The sequence below is a fragment of the Streptomyces diacarni genome, from assembly GCF_003323715.1.
Taxonomy (GTDB): Bacteria; Actinomycetota; Actinomycetes; order Streptomycetales; family Streptomycetaceae; genus Streptomyces; species Streptomyces diacarni.
In genome coordinates this window covers 33155-57532 of sequence record NZ_QOIN01000033.1, presented here as the reverse complement: position 1 = coordinate 57532, position 24378 = coordinate 33155, and the positions used below count along the sequence as shown (strand labels likewise).

The following is a 24378-nucleotide window of genomic DNA, read 5'->3' as shown; positions in this document are numbered from 1 at the left end:
CCAGCTTCACCAGTCCGTGCACCCAGGATCCGCCCTCGGGCTTCCCGCACCTCGCCCCGCCACCGGGCGTGTCGCCTCTCGCCCGCGCGCCGCCCCTCGCTGCAACGCCGTCACGCCGTCACGCCGTCACACCTCGCCGCGCGCCATCCCGATCAGCCGTTCGAGGACCGCGCCCCGGCTGACGCGCAGGGCGTCGTGCTCCCACGCGCTGGTCACCCAGGTGCGGACGTGGGGGACGGAGCGGGCGGTGGCCAGTGAGTGGTCGCGGTCGACGTACATGTCGTCGTGGTAGACGGCCGCGTACACGGGCACCTCGTTGGCCGCCAGCCGCTGCGTGTCGTACAGGTCCGGCCAGTCGCCGCGCTCGGCCAGCAGGTGCGCCGCCTCGGCCAGCGGCTCCAGCGCCGGGTCGAGGCCGAACATCCACGGGTAGATCATCTCCCCGGAGAACAGCACGGGTTCGCCGCTCTCCAGCGCGCGCTCCGCGTCGAAGGCGGGGAACTCGGCGCGCAGGCGCTGCGCCGCCCACCCCGTGCCCTGCGGGCTGACGGAGCGCTGGGCGTAGGCGGCCTCGTGCAACACGGCGAACAGCGGGTTCGCCGCGAGGGACACCTGCGTGTACACCCCGGCCAGGAACGCGTCCGACAACTCGGGCCCGCTCGCGCCGCGGATCCACGCGCCCTCCAGCAGGTAGTGCAGGACGTGCGAGCCGGAGCCCTGGCCCAGCAGCATGCCCAGGTACTGGAACCGTTCCACCGTCAGCGGGCTCCCGTCCGCAAGCCGCACCTCGTGCTCCGCCAGGTGCGCGGCGATCCGCCTGACCGCCTCGACGTCCTGCGGGTAGCGGGCGTAGTGGGCGGCGTTCTTGGCCGCCACGCGCGGGTAGGCGGCCCGGTAGACGTCGTCAGCGCTGACGCGCAGCCCCGGCAGCCCGCCCGTCACGAACGCCTCGCGCAGGGCGTGCGGGGCGCGTGAGAGGTAGGCCAGGGTGCAGAACCCGCCGAAGCTCTGGCCGAGTGTGGACCAGCGCCCGTCCCTGCCCAGCAGCCGCTCGCGCACCACTTCGGCGTCCCGGACGATGGCGTCGGCCCGGAAGTGCGCCAGGTATTCGGCCTGCCGTGGGGGCGTGCCTCGTGCCGCCAGCGACTGCCGGTTGGCGGGCGTGGAGCGTCCTGTGCCGCGCTGGTCGAGCAGCAGCACCCGGTAGTGGCGCAGCGCCGCAGCCAGCCAGTCGGCCTGCCCGACAGGGCGCGGCGAGCCCGACCCCGGGCCGCCCTGGAGGAACAGCAGCCAGGGCAGCTCTTCGCGCTCGCGCCCCGCCGCGACGACCTCGCGCGCGTACACCTCGATCAGTTCACCGTCCGGCCGGTCGTGGTCCAGCGGTACGGGGAAGACGTGGTCGGTCAGCACGGTGCCGGGGTGCCGCAGGGTGGCGGGCATTAAAGGCCTCCTGTGGTGGGCGGTGGGGTGGTCGCCCCCATTCGATCAGGAGCCGGGCGGGACGGGCAGAGGGCGGTTGCCTCGCAGGCCCGTCACCGGCCCGCGGGCAGCGACTCCAGCACTTCGCCGAGCGCCGCTGTGAAACGGTCGGTCGTCGCGCGGTCCCTTACCGCCATCCGGAACCACGCGGCGCCGAGCCCCGGAAAGGTGTCACCGCGCCGTACCGCGAACCCCGACTCGCGCAGCCGCTCCCGCACGGTCGCCGCCCGCGGGTGCCCGACCAGGAGGAACGGGCCCTGCGGCTCCGGCGTGGCCTCGCGGACGCCCGCGCCGCGCAGCGTGGCCAGCCGTTCGAGCAGGTGCGCACGGTCCCGCGTGAACCGGTGCGCCGCCGCCTCCGCCTCGGCAAGCGCCCCGGGTGCGCTGCACGCCTGCGCGGCCGTCAGCGCGGGCGCCGAGACGGGCCACAGGGGCTGGTGGGCCGCCAGTGTCCGCACGGTGTCCGGGTCGCTGAGCACGTAGCCGACCCGCAGCCCGGCCAGCCCCCAGGTCTTGGTGAGGCTGCGGAGTACGACCGTGCGGCCCGGCAACGTGTCCAGCAGCCCTACGAGCGATCCCCGTTCGCCTGGCACCGCGTCGACGAACGCCTCGTCGACGACCAGCGTGCGCCCTGTGCGGGCGAGGCGCGCCAGGTCGGCGGCGGGGTGCAGCACGGAGGTCGGGTTGGTCGGGTTGCCGACGACCACCAGGTCGGCGTCTTCGGGCACGTCCCCGGGCTCCAGCCGGAAGGCGCGCTCGGGGCGCAGCAGCACCCGCCGTACCCGGTGTCCCGCATCGCGCAGCGCGGCCTCCGGTTCGGTGAACTGCGGGTGCACCACCGCCGGGTGCCGTGCGCGCAGGGCGCGGGCCAGCAGGACGAACGCCTCCGCCGCGCCGGCCGTCAGCAGCACCTGTTCCTCCGCCAGCCCGTGCCGGGTGGCGACCGCGCGGCGTGCGGGTCCGCTGTCCGGGTAGGCGGCGAGAGAGTCCAGCGAGGCGGCCAGCCGCTCTTTCAGCCAGGCCGGGGGAGTGCCGGTACGGACGTTGACGGCGAGGTCGGTCAAAGCGGCGCCCTCGCCCCGCACCTCCACGTCGCCGTGGTGGCGGAGCGTGGCGGCGCTGGGCTCCGGGGCCTGCGCTCCGCGGCCCGGGGCGTCGTGCGCGGTGGTCTCGTACGTGGTCATCCTTCCCTCCCCGGTACGGCGATCGCGGCGAGCGCGGCGGTGGCCCGCGCGGGGCCGCCGCCCTCCGGACGCGCGAGCGTCTTGGGCACCAGCAGTACGGGGGCGCCGCCCCGGACGTGGGAGCCGTCGCCGCCGCCCGCGGCCAGCAGCGCCGCCGCCTCGGCGACGGAGGGGGTGCCCACGGCCGCACGGGAGAAGTCCGAGGGGTGCGGCACCCTGACGCGGGCCAGTGCGCGCGCGTCGTAGGCGAGCAGCGGCAGCCCCGCCCGGCGGGCGGCGGCCAGCAGTCCGGGTTCCTCCGCGCGGGCCTGCACGGTCGCCAGTGCCGCCACGTCGCTCTCCGTCAGCCCCGCGGCGGCCAGGACACCCCGCACCAGGTCCCGCACCTCTGTGGCCGCCACGCCCGCGCAGGTGCCCACCCCGACGGCGAGGAGCCTCGGCCCCGCGCCGTCGGCGCCCCGGGGCGGTCCCAGCGGGCTCACGCGGCGCTCCGGGCTTCCCCGTGCCGCGCGCAGGCGGCGGTGAACCGGGCCGCCGTGCCGGGCGAGGACGCCCAGTGCACGTGCAGGTAGGAGGCGTGTACGTGGCCCTGGACGAAGCCTTCGGTGCGCCGCTGGGGCCGTACCTGCCCCCAGGCGGGCACAGGGCCTGCGCCGGGCGTCAGCTCGGTGCGGTGGAACTCGTGGCCGCGTACCCGGGTGCCGGCCCGCGCGAGGGCGCTGTCGGCCACGGCGACCGCCTCGCGGTAGCCCAGCGTGAGCCGTTCCGCCATGCGTCCCCGCGCGTCGAGCACCCCGCACATGGGCTTGCCGTCCAGTTCCCGCGCCAGGTACAGCAGTCCGGCGCACTCGGCCGCGACAGGGCCCTCGAAGGCCGCGATCTGCTCGCGCAGGGGGCGGTTTTCGGACAACTCAGGTGCGTACACCTCGGGGAAGCCGCCGCCGATGACGAGGCCCGCCGTCCCGCGCGGCAGCGCCTCGTCGCGCAGCGGGTCGAAGCCGACGACCTCGGCCCCCGCCGCGCGCAGCAGCTCCGCGTGCTCGGCGTAGGAGAACGTGAACGCCTCGCCGCTCGCGACGGCGATCCTGGGCGGTGGGCCGCACGCCGGTTCGGCGCCCGCCTCGTGCGCCGGGTCCCAGGCCGCTTCCGGCAGCGTCGGTGCCTGCCGCGCCAAGGCGAGCAGCGCGTCCAGGTCGCAGCCCTCGCGCACCCGCCGGGCGAGCGCCGCCACCGCCTCCACGGCCTCCGCGCGCCGCTCGGCCACCGGCACCAGGCCCAGATGGCGGGAGGGCGCCCGCACCACCTTCGTGCGGCGCAGCACACCCAGTACGGGCACCCCCGTGCCCTCCATCGCCTCTTTGAGCAGCTCCTCGTGGCGGTCGGATCCCACCTTGTTGAGCACCACGCCCGCGACCCGCACCTGCGGGTCCCAGGAGGCGAAGCCGTGCACCAGCGCGGCGACCGACCTGGACTGCGAGGAGGCGTCCACCACCAGCACGACCGGAGCCCGCAGCAGCTTGGCCACGTGTGCCGTCGAGGCCAGCTCGCCCGCTCCCGCGGCTCCGTCGTAGAGGCCCATCACGCCCTCGACGACGGCCAGGTCGGCCCCCGCCGCGCCGTGCGCGAACAGCGGTGCGATCCGCTCGGGGCCGCACAGGTAGGCGTCCAGGTTGCGCCCCGCACGGCCGGTCGCCAGCGCGTGGTAGCCCGGATCGATGTAGTCGGGGCCGACCTTGTGCGGCGAGACGGCCAGACCGCGTGCGGCGAAGGCGGCCATCAGCCCGGTCGCCACCGTCGTCTTGCCGCTGCCCGAGGACGGCGCCGCGATCACCAGCCGCGGTGTCCGGATCACGCGGTGCCCCCGGCGGCGCCCCGCGCGACGGTCACCATTCGATGCCCTTCTGGCCCTTCTGGCCGGCGTCCATCGGGTGCTTCACCTTCGAGAAGTCGGTCACCAGGTCCGCCGCGTCGACCAGCTCCCGCGGCGCGTTCCGGCCCGTGACGACGACGTGCTGGGTACCGGGGCGCTCCCGCAGTACGGACACCACCTCGTGCACGTCCACCCAGCCCCAGTGCATCGGGTAGGCGAACTCGTCCAGCACCAGCATCCGGTACGTCTCGGCGGCCAGATCGCGCTTGACCTGCTCCCAGCCCTCGCGGGCCGCGGCCTCGCTGCTCATCTCGCCGTCGGCGACGTTGCGCTGGATCCACGACCAGCCCTCGCCCATCTTGTGCCACGTCACGCTGCCGCCCTCGCCCGTCTCACCGAGCACCTTGAGCGCGCGCTCCTCGCCGACCTTCCATTTGGCCGACTTCACGAACTGGAACACCCCGACCGGCCACCCCTGGTTCCACGCCCGCAGCGCCAGCCCGAACGCGGCCGTCGACTTCCCCTTTCCGGTGCCCGTGTGCACCGCCACCAGCGGCCGGTTGCGGCGCTGACGCGTGGTGAGACCGTCAGCGGGTACGACACTCGGCTGACCCTTCGGCATTACGCCGCCCTCCGTGCGTTCCTGGAATCCCTTGCGTCCGTGGTGTGGCGGACGAGTTCGGCCACCGAGTCCGCGCGCAACGCGTCCAGCGTGACGGACTCGCCGCCGAGCTGGGCGGCCAACTGGGCCGCCAGCCCCAGCCGTACGTGTCCGGCCTCGCAGTCCACGACCACCGAGGCGACGCCGTCGGCCGCCAGCGCCCCCGCCGCCTGCCGGGTGCGCACCAGCGGTTCGGGGCCGCCCGTCGCCCGCCCGTCGGTGACGGTCACCAGCAGCGGGCGCCGCGCCGGGTCCCGCAGCCGCTCCACGCGCAGCACCTCACGTGCCCGCAGCAGCCCGGCCGCCAGCGGTGTGCGGCCCCCGGTCGGCAGCGACTCGAGACGGGCGGCGGCCGCGTCCACGGACGACGTCGGCGGCAGGGCCACCTCCGCTTCCTGTCGCCGGAACGTCACCAGGCCGACCTTGTCGCGGCGCTGGTAGGCGTCCAGCAGCAGCGACAGGACCGCGCCCTTGACCGCGCTCATCCGCTGCCGCGCCGCCATCGAACCCGACGCGTCCACCACGAACAGCACCAGGTTGCCCTCGCGCCCCTCCCGTACCGCCTCCCGCAGGTCGTCGCGGCGCACCACCAGGCCGCTGCCGCTGCGCCCCCGCGCGCGCTGGTACGGCGCCGCCGCCTGCACGGTGGCCGCCAGGTGCAGCTTGCCGAGCGCGCCGTGGGGGCGGCGTGCCCCCGTGGTGCGGCCGTGCGCCGTACGGGCACGTGAGCGCCGCCCGGCCGCGCCCTCACCGAGCCCGGGAACGGTCAAAACGCGCGCCTTGAACGGCTCGCCCGTCTCAGCGGTGGGCTGCTGCCCGGCGGCCTGGGCGCGCGGATCGGGCTCTCCGGTGGCCTCCCCGCCCGCGGGCTGACCGGACGGCGACCCGTCGGTCCGCTGCGGGGCAGCCGCCTCATCGGGGCCGGCCGTCCCGCTGTCGGCCCCCTCGTACGCGTCGTCCCGCGCGTCGTTTCGCGGGGCGTCGTCCTGCGGGGCGTCGTCCTGAGGGGCGTCGTGGGGGTGGGACTGCGGGGGGATGCCGCCGCCGGGGCCGCCCTCGGGCCCCTCGTCGCCGCCGTCTTCCGGTGTTCCGTTGCCGGGCCCGTCGTCCTCAGGCCCGTCGTCCTCGGGGGCGTTCTCCTCCAGCGTCCGGTCCAGCTTCTCCTCGTCCAGCCCCGGCGCGTCGAAGGGGTTGCGCCTGCGCCGGTGCGGGAGAGCCAGCAACGCGGCCCGCCTCACATCCGCCTGCTCCACCTGACCGCGCCCCGCCCACGCGGCCAGCGCCGTCGCCGTACGGGCCATCACCAGGTCGGCGCGCATGCCGTCCACCTCGAACGCCGCGCAGGTCGCGGCGATCTGCCGCAGCGCGGCGTTCCCGAGCCGCACCGTGGGCAGCAGCGCGCGGGCCGCCACGATGCGCTCGCGCAGCCGCCGCTCCTCCTCGGCCCAGCGCGCCGCGAACCCCTCCGGGTCGTCGTCGTAGGCCAGCCTGCGCCGTACGACCTCGACCCGCTCGTCCGGCTCACGCGAGGCCGCCACCTCGACCGTCAGCCCGAACCTGTCGAGCAACTGGGGGCGCAGCTCACCCTCCTCGGGGTTCATGGTGCCCACCAGCAGAAAGCGGGACGCGTGCCGTACCGAGACGCCCTCGCGCTCCACGTAGGAGGCGCCCATCGCGGCGGCGTCGAGCAGCAGGTCGACCAGGTGGTCGTGGAGGAGGTTGACCTCGTCCACGTACAGCACGCCCCGGTGCGCGTCCGCCAGCAGTCCCGGCTCGAACGCCTTCACGCCCTCCGACAGCGCCCGCTCGATGTCGAGCGCGCCCACCAGACGGTCCTCCGAGGCGCCGACCGGGAGCTCCACCATCCGTGCCGGGCGGGCCTCGGCCGCGTCCGGGTCGGTGCCCGCGTGCGGGCCATCAGGGCAGTCCGGGTCGGGTGCGGCGGGGTCGCAGGAGAAGCGGCAGCCGGGCACGACCCCCACGTCGGGCAGCAGCGCCGAGACGGCCCTGACGGCCGTGCTCTTCGCCGTGCCTTTCTCGCCGCGCACCAGGACGCCGCCAATGGCAGGGGAGACGGCGTTGAGCAGGAGGGAAAGCTGCAAGTCGGCTTGGCCGACGAGGGCTGTGAAGGGATAGGGAGGCGTCACGTGGTCACTCCTTCGAGTGGCTTGGATCGAACAGGTCGGGCTCACGGGCAGGCGACCGCGAGTGTGGAGCTTTCGGCTCCTCGCCGTCGCGGGGGTGATCCGGGCACCGTGAACTCGACAGCGGTTCGGGCACTGTGCTCCCCACCGATGTGGGGGTTCCAAGACTGCGGAACCTTCACGGCGGCGCCCCCGGCGGCACGAAGGGCAACCCCTCCGGCACGCCCTCCTCGATGAGGCGCAGCAGCGCCGCCGTGTCCGCGTGCTCCTCGATCAGATCGCCCAGCAGGTCGAGCTGCTCCTCGCGCAGGGCGGCGAACCGGGTGTCGGGCGCGGGCTCGAAGGCGCGGCCCGCGTCGGCGGCGACCCGGCGCAGGAAGGCGCGGCGGAAGCCGTCCGACTCCAGCGAACCGTGCCAGTGGGTGCCCCACACGGCCCCCACCCGGCACCCGTCCAGCTCCCCGCCGCCCGCCGAGCGGAAAAAACCCTCACCGCCGTGCACCTCGGCCACGCCGTGGTGGATCTCGTAGCCCTCCACCGGCTCGCCCAGCGCCGTGCCGTGCGGACGGGCGAGGGTCTTGCCGTGGGCGAACCGCACCCGAACGGGCAGCAGTCCGAGCCCGTCGACCAGCCCCGCACGCGACTCGACCTCGTCCTCGATCCGCTCGCCGAGCAGCTGATAGCCGCCGCAGATGCCCAGCACAGGGCGCCCCTCGGCGGCCCGCCGCGCCACCGCGTCCGCCAGGCCCCGCTCGCGCAGCCACTCCAGCGCCCCGACCGTCCCGCGCGTGCCGGGTACGACGACCAGGTCGGCGTCGGCCAGCTCCTCCGCACGGTCGCAGAAGCGCACCACCACGCCCGGCTCGGCCGCCAGCGCGTCCACGTCGGTGAAGTTCGACATCAGCGGCACCGCGAGCACCGCGACCCGCAGCACGTCGGCACCGTGCGGAGCCGCGACGGACGAGTCCCGCACCGCGCCCCGCAGGGAGACCCGCAGGCCGTCCTCCTCGTCGATGCCCAGACCGTGCCGGAACGGCAGCACCCCGAGCGTCGGCCGTCCCGTCAGCCCGCGCAGCATCTCCAGACCCGGCTCGAGCAGGCTCACGTCGCCGCGGAACTTGTTCACCAGGTAGCCCGCGACCAGCTCCTGGTCCTCCGGGGCCAGCAGCGCCGTCGTACCGAACAAGGAGGCGAAGACGCCGCCCCTGTCGATGTCGCCGACCACCACGACCGGCAGCCGGCACGCCCGCGCCAGACCCATGTTGACGATGTCGCTGCGCCGCAGGTTGATCTCGGCCGGACTGCCCGCGCCCTCGCACACGACCGCGTCATGGGTACGCCGCAGCTCCTCCAGGCAGCCCGCCACCGTCTCCAGCAGCTCCTCGCGCCGCCCGAACCGCACGCCCTGACCCTCGCCGGTGCGCCGGCCGAAGTAGCCCTGTGCGGACATCTCGCCCACCGGCTTGCCCAGCAGCACCACCTGACTGGTGCGGTCGCCGCCCGGCTTCAACAGCACCGGGTTCATCAGCGCGCTCGGCTCCGTGCGGGCCGCCGCGGCCTGCATGGCCTGCGCCCGGCCGATCTCGGCGCCGTCGAGCGTGACGTAGGAGTTCAGCGACATGTTCTGCGCCTTGAAAGGCGCCACGCGCAGCCCCTTGCGGGTCAGCCAGCGGCAGATGCCCGCCGTCACCACGCTCTTGCCCGCATCCGAGGTCGTCCCCGCGACCAGCAGTCCGCCCCCGCCGCTCACCGTGCGCCTCCCGCGCTCCTTGCGCCCCGTGGGCGCCGCGTCGTCCCACTCACCGCGCCTCGCCCGGCGCCGAACGCGCCTCGCCCGGCGCCGAACGCGCCGCGCCCCGCGCCGACCGCGCAGCAGACCGCCAGCGCCAGCACGCCGACACGGCGGGACAACCGCACCGCCCGCTCGATGTCAGCCGTCCGCACCTGAGCGCCGGGCCCGTTGAGGACCGGACGGTGCTCGACGCGCCCGCCGTAGGAGAGCGTCCCACCGAGCCGCACACCGAGCGCCCCGGCGAACGACGCCTCGACCGGGCCCGCGTTCGGACTCGGATGCCGGCGCGCGTCCGACCGCCACGCCCGCAGCGCGCCGCGCGGGTCGGACCCGGCCACGGCGGCCAGTACGGCGGTCAGCCGCGCCCCCGGCCAGCCCGCCGCGTCGTCCAGCCGGGCGGCGGCCCACCCGAACCTGCGGTGGCGCGGCGAGCGGTGACCGACCATCGCGTCCAGCGTGTTGACCGCCCGGAAACCCAGCATCCCGGGCACGCCCGCCAGCGCCCCCCACACCAGGGCGCCGACCACGGCGTCCGAGGTGTTCTCCGCGACGGACTCGACCACCGCGCGCGCCACGCCCTGCGCGTCGAGCCCCTGCGGATCGCGGCCGCACAGCGCGGGCAGCCGCTCGCGGGCCAACTCCAGATCACCGGCTTCCAGCGCCGCGGCCACGGCGCGCGCCTCCCGCGTGAGGGACGTACCACCGAGCACGGACCACGTGGCGGCGGCAGTCACCACGACGGCCCACACCGTCGCCCCCCTCGCCGCCCGCGACCCGCCGCCCGCACCGGGCTCGGCGAGCGCGCCTGCGCGGCGCCACGCGGGTGTGCCGGTGCCGGCCTTTGCGGGTGTGCCTGTGCCGGGCCACGCGGGTGCGCCCGCACCGGGCTTGGCGAGCGTGCCCGTGCCGGGCCCGGCGGGTGCGGCCGTACCGCGCCTGGCGGGTGCGCCTGTGCCGGGCTTGCCGGGTGCGTCCGCGCCGAACCCGGCGTGTGTGCCTGCGCGGCGCCACGCGGGTCTGCCCGTGCCGCGCTTCGCGGGCGCGCCCGCGCCCCGCGGCACGGCTCCCGCGGCACGCGCTGGGCCCCGGTCCGCGGTGGCGCGCCCCGCACCCCTGCCGGCTGCGGGGCCTCCCGCAGCCGCGCTCGCGTGTCCCACCGCGAGCGTGCCGCCCGCGCACAGCGCCACGTACAGCGCTCCCACGCCGCGGTGGTCGCGCCACATCCGTCGCTCCAGTGCGCCCGCGGCGCGGCCGAAGGCGGCGACGGGGTGGCCGCGTCGCGGATCGCCGAGCAGCGCGTCGATGAGGAATCCGGCGACGGCCCCACCGGCCTGGACGCCCACGGTCCGCTTCACGCGAGAGGTCCGGCGCACACATCCACGACGACGGAGGGTTCGGCCCGCAAGGGGGCGAATACGGCAGCGCAGCCACGCATGGCGGTGTCCTCACTCAGGGTCCTCGCCCTGGCTCGACTCGACCGGCGGCGAGAGTCTCCTGGCTCCCGGATCCGCGCCACCCCGCCTTCCAGCCCGCAAGGGCCGTGGCGTCGCTGGGATGGCGCTCCCCGGTGACAGTGGCGGGACCGCGCCGGATTCGCACCGGCTTCCTCTCCATGCCGCCGTTTGGGCACCGGCAGTCCACCACGCCCGACTGACCCCGTCAACTCGCCCTTGACCTGCGACGGGAGAGTGTGTGATCCCCCACGCCCACGGCGTCGGCCCGCCGCCGGCGCCGGGGGCGGCGTCCGAAGCGAAGCGCCCCCGGGGCGGTTTCCCGGGGGCGTTCGGAGCGGAGCGTGTATCGGGTCTCGGGGCGGGTCGAGGCTGGTCGGGCCGGGAGGTTACGCCGCGATCAGGTAGATGCCGTACGCCACCGCCGCCAGGCACAGCGCGTAGCAGGCGTACGCGCCGGTGCGGGCGAGCGTGGTGGGCCCGGCGCCGCCGGTGCGCGGGGAGTTGGTGACGATGCCCAGGGTGAAGACGCCGACGAGCCCGACGGTCGCCAGCAGGCTGACGCCGAAGACCTGGCCGAGGGCGGCCCAGTCGATGTTCATGCGGTCACTCTTTCTGGCTGGAGGCCCGGCAGGCGGGCTCGGGACGCTGCCCTGTTCGAGGGGGTCAGGAGATGCTGCCCGCGGAGGCGGGGCGGCTCGGGGCGGCGGCGGGTGGTTCACCGGGCAGCTGCTCGCCCGCGTCCGGCCGGGCGGCGGCCGACGTGGCGGATCCCGCGCCCACTCCCGCCGGTGCCGGGGGAGGATAGACGGCGCGTACGGCGGTGGTGACCACCCCCGCGGGCTCCGGCTCCGCAGCCGGCTCCCGCTCCGGAGACGGCGCCGGCATGGCGGCCTCCGTCGCGGGCTCGACCTCGTTGACGTTGGTGTGGTCCACCGGTGTGCGCCGGGAGCGGAGCCAGATGGCGCCGCAGATCGCCAGGGTGATGACGGCGACCGCCGCCACACCCCAGTCGCCCTGCTCGGCCAGCAGCGCGGCGCCCGCCGCGACGAGTCCGGCCGCCGGGAGGGTGAGCGCCCAGCCGACGACCATGCGGCCTGCCGTGCCCCAGCGGACCACGCTGCCCTTGCGGCCGAGTCCCGATCCCATCACGGCGCCGGAGCACACGTGGGTGGTCGAGAGGGAGAAGCCGATGTGCGAGGAGGCCAGGATGGTGGCCGCCGCGCTCGTCTGGGCGGCGAAGCCCTGCGGGGGCTGGATGTCGGTGATGCCCTTGCCCATGGTGCGGATGATGCGCCATCCGCCCAGGTAGGTGCCGAGCGCGATGGCCATGCCCGCCGAGGTGATGACCCACACGGGCGGGTTCGCGCCGGGGGCCAGGGCCCCGCCGGTGACGAGCGCGAGGGTGATGACGCCCATGGTCTTCTGCGCGTCGTTGGTGCCGTGTGCCAGGGAGACCAGCGCGGCGGAGGTGATCTGCCCGGCGCGGTAGCCCTTGGCGGTCTGCCCCTCGTCGGCGTTGCGGGCGAGGCGGTAGGTGACCCGGGTGGCGCACACGGAGGCGATGCCGGCGACCAGCGGTGCGGCGAGCGCGGGGATGAGCACCTTCATGACGACGACGTCGCCGTTGACCGCGCCCGTGCCGACCGCCGCGACCGTCGCCCCGAGCAGGCCGCCCATCAGCGCGTGGGAGGAGCTGGAGGGGAGTCCGGCGAGCCAGGTCAGCAGGTTCCAGATGATCGCGCCCACCAGCCCGGCGAAGATCACTTCGGGCTTGATGCCGGAACCTTCATCGATGATTCCCGAGGAGATGGTCTTGGCCACCTCGACGGACAGGAACGCGCCGAGGAGGTTGAGGACCGCGGACATGGCCACCGCCGCGCGGGGAGCCAGGGCCCCGGTGGAGATGGTGGTGGCCATGGCGTTGGCCGTGTCGTGGAAGCCGTTCGTGAAGTCGAACACCAAGGCCGTGACGATCACGATCCCGATGAGAAGCGTGATGTGTTCCATTCACCAGGCACAATCAGTTCGAGGGGCAGTCACGCCGTGAACGTAAGGACGGCGAGTGAACAGAAGGTGAACTGGGGCGGGCGTCGAGGTGTCACCCCCTGACGACATTTGTGTGTTCCAGGTCACACCGTGTTCCGGTGGGTCTGTCAGCGCAACACGACACCCCGGTCAGGGCGTCGGCGGCACCGACCGCACCCCCTCGGGCACCCGCCGTTACCCCGCACGGACGTCACCCTCCCGGCCCGGCCCACTGGTTTGCCCTGGCGCCTCGCGTCAACCTGGAGAGGATGCGTCTGCGAACCGCGGCACTGGCCGCGACCACCGTGCTCGGCACCGGCGCGGCCGCTCTGGCGGCCGGACGGTACGCCGCCGACCTCGCGCTGCGCCCCGTGCGTGCCCGCGGGGAATCCGCCGGCAGGCCCACCGCCGGGTTCGAGGGCACCAGGCTGACCGTACAGTCGCACGACGACGGCCGGATCGCCGTCACCCGCTCGCTGGCCGCCGGGCTGCCGGGGATCTACGGCCTGACCGGCCGTGGCACCCACGCCGTCGTCGGCCCCGTCGTGGAGGACGAGACGGCCGCGCGGTCCAGACCGCACACGGTCGTCCGCGAGCTGCGGCGGGTCAGCCGCGGCCGGCTCAGCACCGGCGCGACCGTCCGCCTCACCCCGCAGGTACACGTCGGCGACCCCGGGGAGGCGCTGGGCCTGGAGTACACGGACGTGCGGATCCCGGGCGAGCTCGGGCAGCTGCCCGCCTGGTTCGTCCCCGGCGCGCGCGGCAGCTGGGTCATCACCGTGCACGGCCTGGGCGCCACCCGCGAGCAGCCCATGACGCTGTTCCCCTTCTACGTGAGCCGGCGGATGCCGGTGCTCGGCATCGGCTACCGCGGCGATCCCGGTGCGCCCCCCTGCCCCGACGGCATCGGCCACCTGGGCAACTCCGAGTGGCGTGACCTGGACGCGGCGATCCGCTACGCCGTCGAGCACGGAGCCGCGCGGGTGATCCTGCACGGCTGGTCGAGCGGGGCCACGATGGCGCTGCACGCCGCCGCGCACTCCCCGCTGCGCGACCGTGTCGCAGGCCTCGTCCTGGACTCGCCCGTCCTGGACTGGCAGCACACCGTCCGCGCGCTGGCGTCCTCGCACGGCACCCCCAGGGCGCTGCTGCCACTCGTCGTGCGGGCGGTCCAGGGCCGGGCCGGGCTGCCGGAGGACCGGGAAGCGCCGCTGGTGGACCCGGCCGGGCTGACGGTGCCGACACTGCTGCTGCACGGCCCCGCCGACACCATCGCCCCCTGGGAGAGCTCCCGCGAGCTCGCGGCCCGCCGCGAGCGGCTCGTCTCCCTGCACCGTGTCCCGTACGCCCCGCACGCGGCGATGTGGAACGCCGACCCCCACGGGTACGAGGAGAAGCTGCGCCGCTTCCTGACGCCCTTCATGTGAGCGCACCCCGGGCGGGAGCGCGGCTGAGACGGCGTCACGCTGAGGCCCCCTCAGGAGCCGCCGTGTGCGGCGAGATGGCGCCCGGCGACCGGATATGGCACCCCAGGTTTGGGTTTCCCGGGAACAGCGTGAAGACTGCTCCTGTGACGACGTCCCGTACTCCGCGAGACAACCGGCTCCGCCTCGTCCCCCGACAGCCCGTCGCAGCCGCCCGGCGCACGGTGACGACCAGGCGCGCCGCCCGGACGCCCCGGCCTCCGGACGGCATGCTCCCCCGCGACCAGCTCGCCCGGCACGCCCGTGCCTCCCTCGCCGACGCCGTCCGCGTCGCCCACTGGGCCGCCGGCGCCGGTACGTCGCCGCACGCGGGCGACGGGGGACTCCACCGGGCCGCCGACGAGCTGCGCATGACCGTCGGGCAGGTGCGCGCGCACTGGGGGAGGGCCAAGCTGGCAGGCCTGATCGAACTGCACGGGGACACCGCGCGCGCCGGCTGGCGGCTGCGTGCCTGGGACCGGGACGACAGCGCGGTACTGCGCGGCTGGGTCGCCCTCTTCGACGCCTGGTCGCTGGCCCATCCCGCGCCGCTGCCGCACGAACAGACGCTGGTGGCGGAGGTCGTCGAGGCGGTGCCCCAGTTCCTGTCCGTGATGCACCTGTCCGGCGGGCCCGTCACCTTCGCGCTGCTGCACGACCTGCTGGGACGGCGCATGGCCGAGCTGCGCGCCGAACGGGACGGCGGCGGGCACGCGGCGAGCCGCGCCGTCGTCGGCGTCGCGCTGCCGGGCCTGCTCGACTGGGCGCTCGACGGGCTCTCCGCCGTCGGCGCCCTCACCCGCTGCGCCGACGAGGAGCCGGGCGGGGAGTCCGTACTCCGCCAGGGCTCGGCCGTCCTCACCCCGCTGGGGACCTGGGCGGTGTGGACCAAGCTGGAGCAGATCTGCGTGGCGGCCCAGAGCCCGGCCGGCAACATCGAGCAGTCGGCGGAGGAGATGCTCCGCGGCTGCGCCCGGATGACCCCGGGGCCCGCCCGCGACGAGTACCGCGCCTGGCTGGCCGCGCGCCCCACCTCGCACGCCGTCACCGAACTGCTGGAGGCCGCGCGCGGCGAGGACGCGCTCCTCAGAGGGCTGGCCTTCGAGGCGCTGCGGGTGGTCGGCGCGCCGGCGGAGGAGGCCGTGCAGGAGGTCGCGGACGAGCCCGCGCTGCGCCCGTACGCGCTGCTGTGGCTGGCCGAGCAGGCCGGTACCGACCCGGAGGACCTGGCGGGCGGCGCCCCCGGTGTGCTCACCCGCGAGGAGGCGACCTGGCTGTGGGTGGACACCGCGGCCGCCGTCACCGACCACGGTGAGGAACAGCTGCTGGTCGACCACCTGGGCACGGCCGTACAGGGTTCGGTGCCGGGGCTGCTGGAGGAGGTGCGGGCCACGGGCCACCCGCGCACCGTGCAGGTCCTCGTCGCCCTGGCGGCCGCGCACCCCGACCCCGCTCTCGCCAAGGCCGTACGCCGCGCCGCGTTCCAGGTGCACACCGGCGGGGAGTGAGCCGGCCGGTCCGCGTCGGGCCGGGCGGCCGCCGGGCCGCACCGCGCCCAGTGCCGGTGCGTACGGGCAGGGCGGCCGGTCCTGAAATGGGTTTGCGCTCCGCCGGTAGACTGGCTTCATGCCTCATCTCCTCGTGCATTAGGCGTGCGTACGCCGTCTCCGCTTCCGCACCGCATCCGTACGCACGTCCCACAGTCCTGCCTTGGAGTAACCAGTGATCACCGCTACCGGTCTCGAGCTGCGCGCCGGCGCCCGTATCCTCATCGAGTCGGCCACCTTCCGCATCGCCAAGGGCGACCGCATCGGCCTGGTGGGCCGCAACGGCGCGGGCAAGACCACGCTCACCAAGTGCCTGGCGGGCGAGGGCACGCCCGCCGCCGGGAGCGTGACCTCCAGCGGCGAGGTCGGCTACCTCCCCCAGGACCCGCGTACCGGCGACCTCGACGTGCTGGCGCGTGACCGCATCCTCTCCGCGCGCGGTCTCGATCAGGTGATCCGCAAGATGCAGGAGAACGAGCAGCGCATCGCCACGGGACAGGGCGCCACCCGCGAGAAGGCGATGAAGAAGTACGAGCGTCTGGAGACGGAGTTCCTCACCAAGGGCGGTTACGCGGCCGAGGCGGAGGCCGCCACCATCGCCGCGAGCCTCGGCCTGCCCGACCGGGTGCTGGGCCAGCCGCTGCACACCCTCTCCGGCGGTCAGCGGCGCCGCGTCGAGCTGGCCAGGATCCTGTTCTCCGACGCCGACGTGCTGCTGCTCGACGAGCCGACCAACCACCTGGACGCCGACTCCATCGCGTGGCTGCGGGACTTCCTCAAGACCTACCGCGGCGGCCTCATCGTCATCTCCCACGACGTCGACCTGATGCAGACGGTGGTCAACAAGGTGTTCTACCTGGACGCCAACCGCTCCACCATCGACATCTACAACATGAGCTGGAAGCAGTACCAGACCCAGCGCGAGGACGACGAGAAGCGGCGGCGCAGGGAGCGGGCCAACGCGGAGAAGAAGGCCTCGGCCCTCAACTCCCAGGCGGACAAGATGCGCGCCAAGGCCACCAAGGCGGTCGCGGCGAAGAACATGGCGCGCCGCGCGGAGAAGCTGCTGGCGGGTCTCGAGGCGGAGCGCCAGGACGACAAGGTCGCCAAGCTGCGCTTCCCCGATCCGGCGCCGTGCGGCCGTACGCCGCTGATGGCGGAGGACCTGTCGAAGTCGTACGGCTCGCTGGAGATCTTCACCGGCGTGGACCTGGCCATCGACAAGGGCTCCCGGGTGGTCATCCTGGGCCTCAACGGCGCGGGCAAGACGACGCTGCTGCGGCTGCTGGGGGGCATCGAGGACCCGGACACCGGCAAGGTCGTGCCCGGTCACGGGCTCAAGCTGGGCTACTACGCGCAGGAGCACGAGACGCTGGATCCGGACCGCACGGTCCTGGAGAACATGCGCTCGTCCGCGCCCGACATGGACCTGGTCGCCATCCGCAAGACGCTGGGCTCCTTCCTCTTCTCCGGGGACGACGTCGACAAGCCCGCCAGGGTGCTCTCCGGCGGCGAGAAGACCCGGCTGGCGCTGGCCACGCTGGTGGTCTCCTCGGCCAACGTGCTGCTGCTCGACGAGCCGACCAACAACCTGGACCCGGCCAGCCGGGAGGAGATCCTCGGCGCGCTGCACACCTTCACCGGCGCCGTCGTGCTGGTCACCCACGACGAGGGCGCCGTCGCGGCCCTCCAGCCGGAGCGGATCATCATGCTCCCGGACGGCGTGGAGGACCTGTGGAACGAGGAGTATGCCGACCTCGTCGCCCTCGCCTGAGCCCTCCTCGGCACCCGCACCGCCCCTCTCCTTGATCCACCCCCTTATGGATCATTCGGCCGACGGTTGATCCTTCATCTGAGTGAGAGCGGCTCGTACCCCCGGCGCGGTCTCGCGCCGGGGGCGCGCCTGTGTGGCAGGGGCGGCCCCGGTGCGCGCGCTTCCCGCCCGGTGCGTCCCTGACCTGCCGGTTCCCGGTGATGAACGGCTCCGAGGCGCGGTTGCACGTGCATCTGCATACGGCCGGAATCTCCTCCTCCCGGACACTCGTGCCGTGCACAAGTTCCCAAGCACTCGACGAAGACCTTGCCGAATGGGTGGCCAGATGGGGAGGGAGGGGTGATCATGAGAGTCACAGAGCGCACTTCCCATGAGGAGGCACGGGTGGCCGAGACTCTGAAGAAGGGCAGCCGGGTGACCGGCGCCGCGCGCGAAAAGCTCGCGGCAGACCTCAAGAGAAAGTACGACGCCGGGGCCAGCATCAGGTCGTTGGCGGAGGAGACGGGCCGTTCCTACGGGTTCGTGCACCGGATGCTCAGCGAGTCCGGCGTGACCCTGCGTGGCCGCGGCGGTGCGACACGGGGCAAGAAAGCCTCCTCGTCCTCGTCCTGAGCGGTCCGGTGAGTCGGATCTCGTCCGCCGGCGGACGCCCGCCGGTGAGGCTTTCGAGCGCCTGCTCCGGTGGTTACTCTTCAGTTAACCAAACTGCCGAGTAACCACCGGAGGACCTCGATGCCCCTGCTCGACAAGGACGGCGTGCACGTCACCGCCGACGGCGAGGTGGCCACGGTCACCCTCGCCAACCCGGCCAAGCGCAACGCGCAGACACCCGCGACCTGGCGGGCACTGGCCGAGGCGGGCCGCATACTGCCCGGGGCGGTCAGGGTCGTCGTCCTGCGCGGCGAGGGCCCGTCGTTCTCCGCCGGGCTCGACCGCGCCGCGTTCGAGCCCGAGGGCATCGAGGGTGAGCTCTCCTTCCTGCAACTGGCGCGCGGCTCCGACGAGGAACTGGACGCGGCCGTCGCTGAGTTCCAGCAGGCCTTCACCTGGTGGCGCCGCCCCGACGTGGTGAGCATCGCCGCCGTCCGGGGGCACGCCATCGGCGCGGGCTTCCAGCTGGCGCTCGCCTGCGACCTGCGGGTGTGCGCGGACGACGTGCGGTTCGCCATGCGCGAGACCAGCCTCGGCCTGGTCCCCGACCTGGCCGGCACCCACCCGCTGGTGGGCCTGGTCGGCTACGCGCGCGCGCTGGAGATCTGCGCCACGGGACGCTTCGTGCAGGCCGACGAGGCCGAACGAGTGGGCCTGGCCAACCTCGTGGTCGGCCACGGGCAGCTGGAGGACGCCGTCGCCGACCTGACCGCTGCCCTGCTCGCCGCCCCGCGCGACGCCGTGGTGGAGACCAAGGCACTCCTCGCCGGCGCCCCCACCCGCACGTACGACGAGCAGCGCGCCGCCGAGCGCGCCGCGCAGTCACGCCGCCTGCGCGACCTGGCCGGGCTGGGCGACTGAACGGAGCCGGTCCCGCCCCGGCCCGACCGTCCCGCTCACGCCCGGTCAATGGCGGTGATCAGCACCGCGACGGTCGCGTGTTCACCACCGTTGCCGCTGCCGCGCTCGCCGTCGCCGCCGTCGGCGAGCGCGGCGCGCGCCGCCTCCCGCGCGGCGCGTGCCGTATCGAGGGCCCGGCGGGTGGGGGAGAGGGCGAGCTGCACCAGGACGTGACGGCCCCGGTCCGCGCCCGTTTCCGTGACGTCGACGGCGTGGGGCGCGGGTCCGGCGGCCACCCGGGAGAGGGCCGGGCCCACGACCGGGGCGAGCCGGGCGACGCCGTCCACCGCGAGCACGGCCCGCGCCAGGTGCTCCGCGCCGTCGTGCGCGCCCCCCTCACCGCCGTGTGAGTCCCCTGGCGGCCCGGACGTGCGGGAGGAGTCCCCGGCGGCGCCCGCTTCCTCTCCCGCGGCGCTCTCCAGCCACTCCGTCACCCGCAGGTCCACCGTCTCCAGGGCCAGCCCCAGGTCCCGTTCGGCGGCGCTCAGCAGGGTGGCCCGCACGGCGTCGGCGGCGTCTCGCACCGGGCGGCTCTCCGTGACGGCCAGGTCGGCGCTGAGGGCGAGCGGACCGGGACGCAGGGCACTGGGCGGCGGCGGCACGGCTGGCTCGGACGTACGGCCCGGGTCGGCGAGCCCGATCCGTACCCCGCTCAGCCGGCTCCCGCGCACCGGGCGCAGCAGCACGCCGACTGCCGCCTCCTCCGCCACCCACACCCCGTCCGCGGCCTGGCCCAGCGGCAGGAGCCGCCCCAGTCCGAGCTGCTGCCTGACCACCTGGGTGAGTTTCTCCGTCGGCATGCCCTCACGTCCTTTCTCCGCTCTCCGCGCCAAGAGCGTTCCGCCCGCGGGCCCGCCGGGAGGGCTTCGGGCGTGCCGGTCACCCGGTCGGCCGGGGTGGCGCCCCGCGTGCCGAGCGGCGGAGGCTTCCCGCGCTTACCGTGAGCAGCGGAGCGGCAGGCCGCTCCGAACCTCCGAAAGGGGCGCAGGAGATGTCCGAGAGCAGCACGTCCAACCGCTCCGAGAACCGCCCGTCCGGCGGGGCCTCCGGCGAGCAGGGCGGTGGCAGGAGCGAGCCGGCGCGGCGCGGTTCCGGCGGCGGTCCCGCGGGGTCCAGGGGGCGCACCACCATCGCCGACGGGGTGGTCCAGAAGATCGCGGGCATGGCGGCACGCGACGTCGTCGGCGTGCACGCCATGGGCGGCGGCATGGCCCGCACGTTCGGAGCCGTCCGCGACCGGGTGCCCGGCGGCGGGCAGTCGTCGTCCGTCACCCGCGGCGTCAAGGCCGAGGTCGGCGAGGTGCAGACCGCGCTCGATCTGGAGATCGTCATCGATTACGGCGTCTCGATCTCCGACGTGGCGCGCTCCGTGCGTGAGAATGTCGTCTCAGCGGTCGAGCGCATGACGGGCCTCGAGGTCGTCGAGGTCAACATCGCGGTCAGCGACGTCAGGCTGCCCGACGAGGAGGACGACGACGAGGACGACCAGGACCGGCCCCGGCTGCAGTAGACCCGTGCCGGATGAGGGCGCGCCGCGCACGTGGCCGCGGTGCCGAGCGAAGGAGCGCAGATGAGCATGGCCCTTGTCGGCCTGATCGCCGGCCTGGCGCTGGGCTTCGCCGGATACTTCGGCGGATTCGGGGCCTTCCTGCTGGTGGCGGCGCTGGGCGCCGTGGGTTTCCTGGTGGGCAGGTTCGTCGACGGAGACCTGGACGCGGGGGACTTCTTCCGCGGCCGTGACGACGAACGCCGCAGGTGACCTCATGACCGACGGGCAGGCCCCCGTGGCCGGGCGGCACCCGCTGAGCGAGCGCGTCGGCGCGGCGGAGCGGGGCGCGACCCGGATCGCCGACCGGGTCGTCGCCAAGGTCGCGGCACAGGCGGCGCGGGAAGCGCTGCGCGCCCACAGGGACGAGACGCCGGGACAGGCCTCGGGCTCCGCACCGGACAAGCACCCCGGCCGGGCGCCCGGCCGGGACTCCGGCCACACGCCGGACGAGCATCCCGGCCGGGCGCCGGACGAGGACGCAGGCCGGGTGCCGGGTGCGGGATCCGGTACCTCGTCAGGTCAGGAGGGCGGACAGGTGCGGTCCACGGCGGGCGGCAGGGGGCCGGTGGTCGGGCGGCCGGTCCGCCGTACCTCGGTCACGGTCCGCGAGCGGACGGCGCGGGTGCGGATGGCGCTGGAGCTGCGCTACCCCTCCGACCTGGGAGCCCAGTGCAGCGCGGTCCGCCGTCGCGTCATCGCGCGGGTACGGGAACTGGTCGGCATGGAGGTGCCGGACGTGGCCCTGGAGATCGACCGGCTGCACTCCGTCCATCTGAAGGGCGACGGCTCCGGGAGGGTGACGTGAGCCAGGAGGGTGTCGTGGCCAGGGAAGGCGACGTGGCCAGGGAAGGTGCCGGCGGTGGCCACCGGCGGCAGGGCAAGGCGGGCCGGTTCTGGTCGACGCGCCGGGCGCCCGGCGGCATCACGGCGCTGCTGCTGTTCGCCGGGATCGGGTTCCTGCTCTACGACGTGGCCTCGGTGCGGGCCGGCAGGCCTGGCATGGCGTGGCGGCGCACCCTCACCGACGAGTTGGCGACCCGCCGCCTGGACGACGTCTTCGTGATGGCGGGGGCCGCGGCGGCCGCCGCACTCGGCCTGTGGCTGCTCGTGCTGGCGCTCACCCCCGGCAAGCGGTCCCTGCTGACGATGCGGCCCGACACCCCGCAGGTGCGCGCCGGGCTCGAACGCTCCGCGGCGGCGCTGGTGCTGCGGGACCGGGCGATGGAGGTGCCGGGCGTGCAGGGGGCTCGCGTCACGGTGCGGCGCCGCAAGGTCCGCGCCCGGGCGCAGGCCCACTTCAGGGACCTGGCCGAGGTGCGCACCGACCTCGAAGGCGCGCTGCGCGACGGCGTCGAGCAGCTCGGCCTGGCCCGCAGGCCCGGGCTGTCCGTCCGCGTACGACGACCCGGCAAGTGACAGGGAGACGAGAGGCCATGCTGCGGACCGTCAACCGGGTACTGACCGCGCTGATCGGACTGGTGCTGCTCGCGCTGGGGCTCGCCGTGCTCTTCGCCGCCGCAGGACTGCCGCACCGGTGGGGCGTCTCCATGCCGTCCGACTGGCCGTGGACGCGTCCGGGAGAGGTGCTGTTGACGGACGCCGACCGCACCAGGTGGCGCGACGAGGGCTGGTGGTGGCCCGTGGCCATCGCCGTGCTGGCCGTGCTGGTGCTGTTGGCCCTGTGGTGGCTGCTCGCGCAGCTGCGGCGCCGCCGGCAGAGCGAGGCGCTGATCGACAGCAGGGACGGTGAGGGCGCGGTGCTGCGCGGCCGCGCCCTCGAGGACGTCATCGCGGCCGAGGCTCAGGCCCAGCCGGGGGTGGACCGGGCCCGCGTCACGCTCACCGGGCGGCGGGACCGGTTGCGGGCCCGCATCGGGCTCGTGCTCGCCGCGCACGCCAGACCAGGACCCGTGGTGCACCAGCTGCGGGACGAGGCGATCCGGCACGCGGTGGACTCGGCCGGTCTCGGCACGCTCCCGGCGGAGGTGCGGCTGCGGACCGCACGGCACCGCGCGGAACGCGTCAGCTGACGCGCCAGGCGACCGCCGGGACCACCCCCGCGCCGCGTCGAGGCGGCGGCCGGACCCGGGTCGGAGACGGAATCGGAAACCGGGACGGCGACCGAGCCGGAAACCGGGTCAGAAGCCGTGCAGCGCCCCGCCGTCGACGGGCAGCATGAGGCCGGTCAGGTAGGACGCGGCGGGCGAGAGCACGAAGGCGGCGGTGCGGCCGAACTCCTCCGGCGTGCCGTAGCGGCGCAGCGGGATGGCCGCCGCGTTGCGTTCCCTGGCCGCGTCCCCGTCACCGGAGAGCGAGTCGAGGTACTGCAACCGCTCGGTGCCGATCCGTCCCGGCATCAGGCCCAGCACCCGGATACCGCGCGGGCCCAGTTCGTTCGCGAGTGTCTTGGCGAAGCCGGCCAGCCCGGGGCGCAGCCCGTTGGAGAGGGTGAGACCGGGGATCGGTTCGTGCACGGAGCCGGAGAGGACGAAGCCGATCACGCCGCCCTCGCCCAGCTCGCCCGCCGCCGCGCGGGCGAGCCGCACGGCGCCGAGGAAGACGCTGTCGAAGGCGCCGCGCCACTGTTCGTCCGTCAGGGCGTCCGCGGCGATGCCCGCCTGCGGCCCGCCGACGCTGACGAGGAGGCCGTCGAACCGCCCGAAGCGGTCGCGGGCCGCCGCGATCACCCGGGCGGGGGTCTCGGGGTCGGCGTTGTCCGCCTCGACGCCCAGCGCCCTGCCCTCCGCTCCCGAGGCCTCGACGCCGAGCCGGGCCGCCGCCTCCTCGGCGGACTTCTGGGACCTGCCGGTCACCACGACCCGCGCCCCCTCGGCGAGCAGCTGTGCCGCGGTGGCGAAGCCGAGGCCCCGGGTGCCGCCGGTGATGACGTAGACGCGCTCTGAAAGTCCAAGATCCATGGAACGCAGTCTGCCTGACGCCCGCCGCGCGGGGGACGGCCGGCTCCGCAGAGCTTTCCGGCAGACTGTGCGGGAAGCGCCGCGCGCCCGCCTTACGGCGCGACCTTCTCCGGCTCCCTGGCGGCGTCCTCCTCGGCCCCCGCGCCCGGTGCGGACTCCCTGGTCCGCCGGTCCTTCGCCTCTCTGCGCACCAGAATCACCCACCCCACGGGGACGGCGCCGGTGAACAGCCACCACTGCACCGCGTACGCCATGTGGGGGCCGATGCCGCTGTGGTCGGGCTCCGGCAGCACCTCGGGCTGCTTGGAGCCGGGCTTCGGCGAGGTCTCCATCAGCTGGACGAAGCCGCCGGCCAGCGGGCGGCCCACCGTGTCGGCCTGCTTCCTGCTGTTGATCAGCATGACCTGGCGGTCCGGCAGCCCCTTGGTGTCCTTGATGCCGCTGGCCTCGGTCGTCTCGTCGGGCATCATCCGTCCGGTGACCGTGACCTCGCCCTTCGGCGCCTCGGGGACCTCGGGGAACGACGTCAGGTCGCCCTCGGACTCGATCCAGCCCCGGTTGACGAGGATCGCCGAGCCGTCCTTTCGCACCAGGGGGGTGACCACGAAGTAGCCGATGGTGTCGCCGTCGGAGGCGGTGCGGTGCCGCACGACGACCTCGTGCGCGGTGTCGTAGGTTCCGCGGGCGGTCACCGTGCGGAACTTCTCGTCGTCGGCGGGCTCTCGGCCCACGCCCGTCAGCCGTCCGACCGGCACGGTCGGCGCCGCCAGGCTCGCGGCGACCTCCTCGTTGCGCGCGACCCGGCTCTCGTGGCGGTGCAGCTGCCAGAAGCCCAGCTTGATCATGGTGGGGATCAGCACGAGGCCGAGCAGGGTGAGGATCACCCACTGCCGGGACAACAGGAAGCGGTACACGCCTACTGACGGTACCCCTCGGGCCGCCGTCCGCCCGCGTGGACCCCCCCGGG

General features: G+C 74.8%; 23 protein-coding genes and 1 riboswitch. Of the genes, 10 read left to right on the top strand and 13 right to left on the bottom strand.

Annotated elements, in window-relative coordinates:
• Window positions 1–126: 126 nt before the first annotated feature.
• The 10 genes from DTL70_RS06230 to DTL70_RS06180 all read right to left on the bottom strand — a co-directional run bounded on the left by DTL70_RS06230 (window position 127) and on the right by DTL70_RS06180 (window position 12591).
• Window positions 127–1440 carry an alpha/beta fold hydrolase gene (locus tag DTL70_RS06230; protein WP_114020841.1) on the bottom strand — a complete coding sequence of 438 codons (1314 nt, stop codon included), beginning with the start codon at window positions 1438–1440 and terminating at the stop codon, window positions 127–129.
• Window positions 1441–1532: 92 nt separating this feature from the next.
• Window positions 1533–2663, bottom strand: coding sequence for an Rv2231c family histidinol phosphate aminotransferase CobC (cobC, locus tag DTL70_RS06225; protein ID WP_114020840.1), 1131 nt, complete (start codon window positions 2661–2663; stop codon window positions 1533–1535).
• The gene (locus DTL70_RS06220; RefSeq protein WP_342776462.1) at window positions 2660–3145 is read right to left on the bottom strand and encodes a cobalamin biosynthesis protein; all 486 of its coding nucleotides are present in this window, start codon (window positions 3143–3145) and stop codon (window positions 2660–2662) included. Before DTL70_RS06220 ends, cobC begins: the two co-directional genes overlap by 4 nt.
• Window positions 3142–4515: a cobyrinic acid a,c-diamide synthase CobB gene (locus DTL70_RS06215; RefSeq protein WP_114020839.1), complete on the bottom strand. Its 1374-nt coding sequence runs from the start codon at window positions 4513–4515 to the stop codon at window positions 3142–3144. The genes DTL70_RS06220 and DTL70_RS06215 overlap by 4 nt, the downstream gene beginning before the upstream one ends.
• Window positions 4516–4546: 31 nt before the next feature.
• Window positions 4547–5155: a cob(I)yrinic acid a,c-diamide adenosyltransferase gene (gene cobO / locus DTL70_RS06210; protein ID WP_114020838.1), complete on the bottom strand. Its 609-nt coding sequence runs from the start codon at window positions 5153–5155 to the stop codon at window positions 4547–4549.
• Window positions 5155–7341, bottom strand: coding sequence for a putative cobaltochelatase (locus DTL70_RS06205; RefSeq protein ID WP_114020837.1), 2187 nt, complete (start codon window positions 7339–7341; stop codon window positions 5155–5157). The genes cobO and DTL70_RS06205 overlap by 1 nt, the downstream gene beginning before the upstream one ends.
• A 175-nt stretch (window positions 7342–7516) precedes the next feature.
• Window positions 7517–9088 (bottom strand): cobyric acid synthase, encoded by a 1572-nt coding sequence (locus tag DTL70_RS06200; RefSeq protein ID WP_114020836.1) that lies wholly within the window; start codon window positions 9086–9088, stop codon window positions 7517–7519.
• Window positions 9085–10191, bottom strand: a complete 1107-nt coding sequence (locus DTL70_RS06195; protein WP_181860815.1) for a CobD/CbiB family cobalamin biosynthesis protein — start codon at window positions 10189–10191, stop codon at window positions 9085–9087. Before DTL70_RS06195 ends, DTL70_RS06200 begins: the two co-directional genes overlap by 4 nt.
• A 427-nt stretch (window positions 10192–10618) precedes the next feature.
• Window positions 10619–10738: riboswitch (cobalamin riboswitch) on the bottom strand.
• Window positions 10739–10970: 232 nt separating this feature from the next.
• A complete protein-coding gene (locus DTL70_RS06185; RefSeq protein ID WP_114020835.1) occupies window positions 10971–11183 on the bottom strand; it encodes a hypothetical protein in 213 nt (70 codons plus the stop codon).
• 64 nt (window positions 11184–11247) lie between these two features.
• The gene (locus DTL70_RS06180; RefSeq protein WP_114020834.1) at window positions 11248–12591 is read right to left on the bottom strand and encodes an inorganic phosphate transporter; all 1344 of its coding nucleotides are present in this window, start codon (window positions 12589–12591) and stop codon (window positions 11248–11250) included.
• 287 nt (window positions 12592–12878) lie between these two features.
• Between DTL70_RS06180 and DTL70_RS06175 the strand changes: the two genes are divergently transcribed.
• The 5 genes from DTL70_RS06175 (at window position 12879) to DTL70_RS06155 (ending at window position 18905) form a co-directional block, all read left to right on the top strand.
• Window positions 12879–14036 carry an alpha/beta hydrolase family protein gene (locus DTL70_RS06175; protein WP_114020833.1) on the top strand — a complete coding sequence of 386 codons (1158 nt, stop codon included), beginning with the start codon at window positions 12879–12881 and terminating at the stop codon, window positions 14034–14036.
• A gap of 266 nt (window positions 14037–14302) precedes the next feature.
• Window positions 14303–15580 (top strand): hypothetical protein, encoded by a 1278-nt coding sequence (locus tag DTL70_RS06170; RefSeq protein WP_114020832.1) that lies wholly within the window; start codon window positions 14303–14305, stop codon window positions 15578–15580.
• Window positions 15581–15794: 214 nt separating this feature from the next.
• Window positions 15795–17393, top strand: a complete 1599-nt coding sequence (locus DTL70_RS06165) for an ABC-F family ATP-binding cassette domain-containing protein (protein ID WP_114020831.1) — start codon at window positions 15795–15797, stop codon at window positions 17391–17393.
• A 384-nt stretch (window positions 17394–17777) separates the two neighbouring features.
• Window positions 17778–18005, top strand: a complete 228-nt coding sequence (locus DTL70_RS06160; RefSeq protein ID WP_181856496.1) for a helix-turn-helix domain-containing protein — start codon at window positions 17778–17780, stop codon at window positions 18003–18005.
• A 120-nt stretch (window positions 18006–18125) separates the two neighbouring features.
• A complete protein-coding gene (locus DTL70_RS06155; RefSeq protein WP_114020830.1) occupies window positions 18126–18905 on the top strand; it encodes an enoyl-CoA hydratase/isomerase family protein in 780 nt (259 codons plus the stop codon).
• 35 nt (window positions 18906–18940) lie between these two features.
• On the opposite strand, the gene DTL70_RS06150 is transcribed toward DTL70_RS06155, so the two are convergent.
• On the bottom strand, window positions 18941–19744 hold the full coding sequence (locus DTL70_RS06150; RefSeq protein ID WP_181860805.1) for a hypothetical protein: 804 nt from the start codon (window positions 19742–19744) through the stop codon (window positions 18941–18943).
• A 191-nt stretch (window positions 19745–19935) separates the two neighbouring features.
• On the opposite strand from DTL70_RS06150, the gene DTL70_RS06145 reads away from it, so the two are divergent.
• From DTL70_RS06145 to amaP, 5 genes are read left to right on the top strand one after another with little or no spacing between them, the layout of a single operon-like run.
• The gene (locus DTL70_RS06145) at window positions 19936–20454 is read left to right on the top strand and encodes an Asp23/Gls24 family envelope stress response protein (protein WP_114020829.1); all 519 of its coding nucleotides are present in this window, start codon (window positions 19936–19938) and stop codon (window positions 20452–20454) included.
• A gap of 60 nt (window positions 20455–20514) precedes the next feature.
• On the top strand, window positions 20515–20703 hold the full coding sequence (locus DTL70_RS06140; RefSeq protein ID WP_114016966.1) for a hypothetical protein: 189 nt from the start codon (window positions 20515–20517) through the stop codon (window positions 20701–20703).
• A gap of 4 nt (window positions 20704–20707) precedes the next feature.
• Window positions 20708–21298: an Asp23/Gls24 family envelope stress response protein gene (locus DTL70_RS34925; RefSeq protein WP_342776461.1), complete on the top strand. Its 591-nt coding sequence runs from the start codon at window positions 20708–20710 to the stop codon at window positions 21296–21298.
• Window positions 21295–21909, top strand: coding sequence for a DUF6286 domain-containing protein (locus DTL70_RS06125; protein WP_220183591.1), 615 nt, complete (start codon window positions 21295–21297; stop codon window positions 21907–21909). Before DTL70_RS34925 ends, DTL70_RS06125 begins: the two co-directional genes overlap by 4 nt.
• Window positions 21910–21926: 17 nt before the next feature.
• Window positions 21927–22523, top strand: coding sequence for an alkaline shock response membrane anchor protein AmaP (gene amaP / locus DTL70_RS06120; protein WP_114020828.1), 597 nt, complete (start codon window positions 21927–21929; stop codon window positions 22521–22523).
• Window positions 22524–22631: 108 nt separating this feature from the next.
• Here the strand turns inward: amaP and DTL70_RS06115 are convergent, their stop codons facing one another.
• Both DTL70_RS06115 and DTL70_RS06110 read right to left on the bottom strand, forming a co-directional pair.
• A complete protein-coding gene (locus tag DTL70_RS06115; protein WP_114020827.1) occupies window positions 22632–23411 on the bottom strand; it encodes an SDR family oxidoreductase in 780 nt (259 codons plus the stop codon).
• Window positions 23412–23503: 92 nt separating this feature from the next.
• Window positions 23504–24325 carry an SURF1 family cytochrome oxidase biogenesis protein gene (locus DTL70_RS06110; protein ID WP_114020826.1) on the bottom strand — a complete coding sequence of 274 codons (822 nt, stop codon included), beginning with the start codon at window positions 24323–24325 and terminating at the stop codon, window positions 23504–23506.
• Window positions 24326–24378: the final 53 nt, after the last annotated feature.

Bases quoted from the DNA above. Each gene is read 5' to 3' on its own strand.
- DTL70_RS06230 (WP_114020841.1), bottom strand. From the start codon at position 1,440: ATGCCCGCCACCCTGCGGCACCCCGGCACCGTGCTGACCGACCACGTC.
- cobC (WP_114020840.1), bottom strand. From the start codon at position 2,663: ATGACCACGTACGAGACCACCGCGCACGACGCCCCGGGCCGCGGAGCG.
- cobO (WP_114020838.1), bottom strand. From the start codon at position 5,155: ATGCCGAAGGGTCAGCCGAGTGTCGTACCCGCTGACGGTCTCACCACG.
- DTL70_RS06185 (WP_114020835.1), bottom strand. From the start codon at position 11,183: ATGAACATCGACTGGGCCGCCCTCGGCCAGGTCTTCGGCGTCAGCCTG.
- DTL70_RS06180 (WP_114020834.1), bottom strand. From the start codon at position 12,591: ATGGAACACATCACGCTTCTCATCGGGATCGTGATCGTCACGGCCTTG.
- DTL70_RS06175 (WP_114020833.1), top strand. From the start codon at position 12,879: ATGCGTCTGCGAACCGCGGCACTGGCCGCGACCACCGTGCTCGGCACC.
- DTL70_RS06170 (WP_114020832.1), top strand. From the start codon at position 14,303: ATGCTCCCCCGCGACCAGCTCGCCCGGCACGCCCGTGCCTCCCTCGCC.
- DTL70_RS06155 (WP_114020830.1), top strand. From the start codon at position 18,126: ATGCCCCTGCTCGACAAGGACGGCGTGCACGTCACCGCCGACGGCGAG.
- DTL70_RS06150 (WP_181860805.1), bottom strand. From the start codon at position 19,744: ATGCCGACGGAGAAACTCACCCAGGTGGTCAGGCAGCAGCTCGGACTG.
- DTL70_RS06145 (WP_114020829.1), top strand. From the start codon at position 19,936: ATGTCCGAGAGCAGCACGTCCAACCGCTCCGAGAACCGCCCGTCCGGC.
- DTL70_RS06140 (WP_114016966.1), top strand. From the start codon at position 20,515: ATGAGCATGGCCCTTGTCGGCCTGATCGCCGGCCTGGCGCTGGGCTTC.
- DTL70_RS34925 (WP_342776461.1), top strand. From the start codon at position 20,708: ATGACCGACGGGCAGGCCCCCGTGGCCGGGCGGCACCCGCTGAGCGAG.
- amaP (WP_114020828.1), top strand. From the start codon at position 21,927: ATGCTGCGGACCGTCAACCGGGTACTGACCGCGCTGATCGGACTGGTG.
- DTL70_RS06115 (WP_114020827.1), bottom strand. From the start codon at position 23,411: ATGGATCTTGGACTTTCAGAGCGCGTCTACGTCATCACCGGCGGCACC.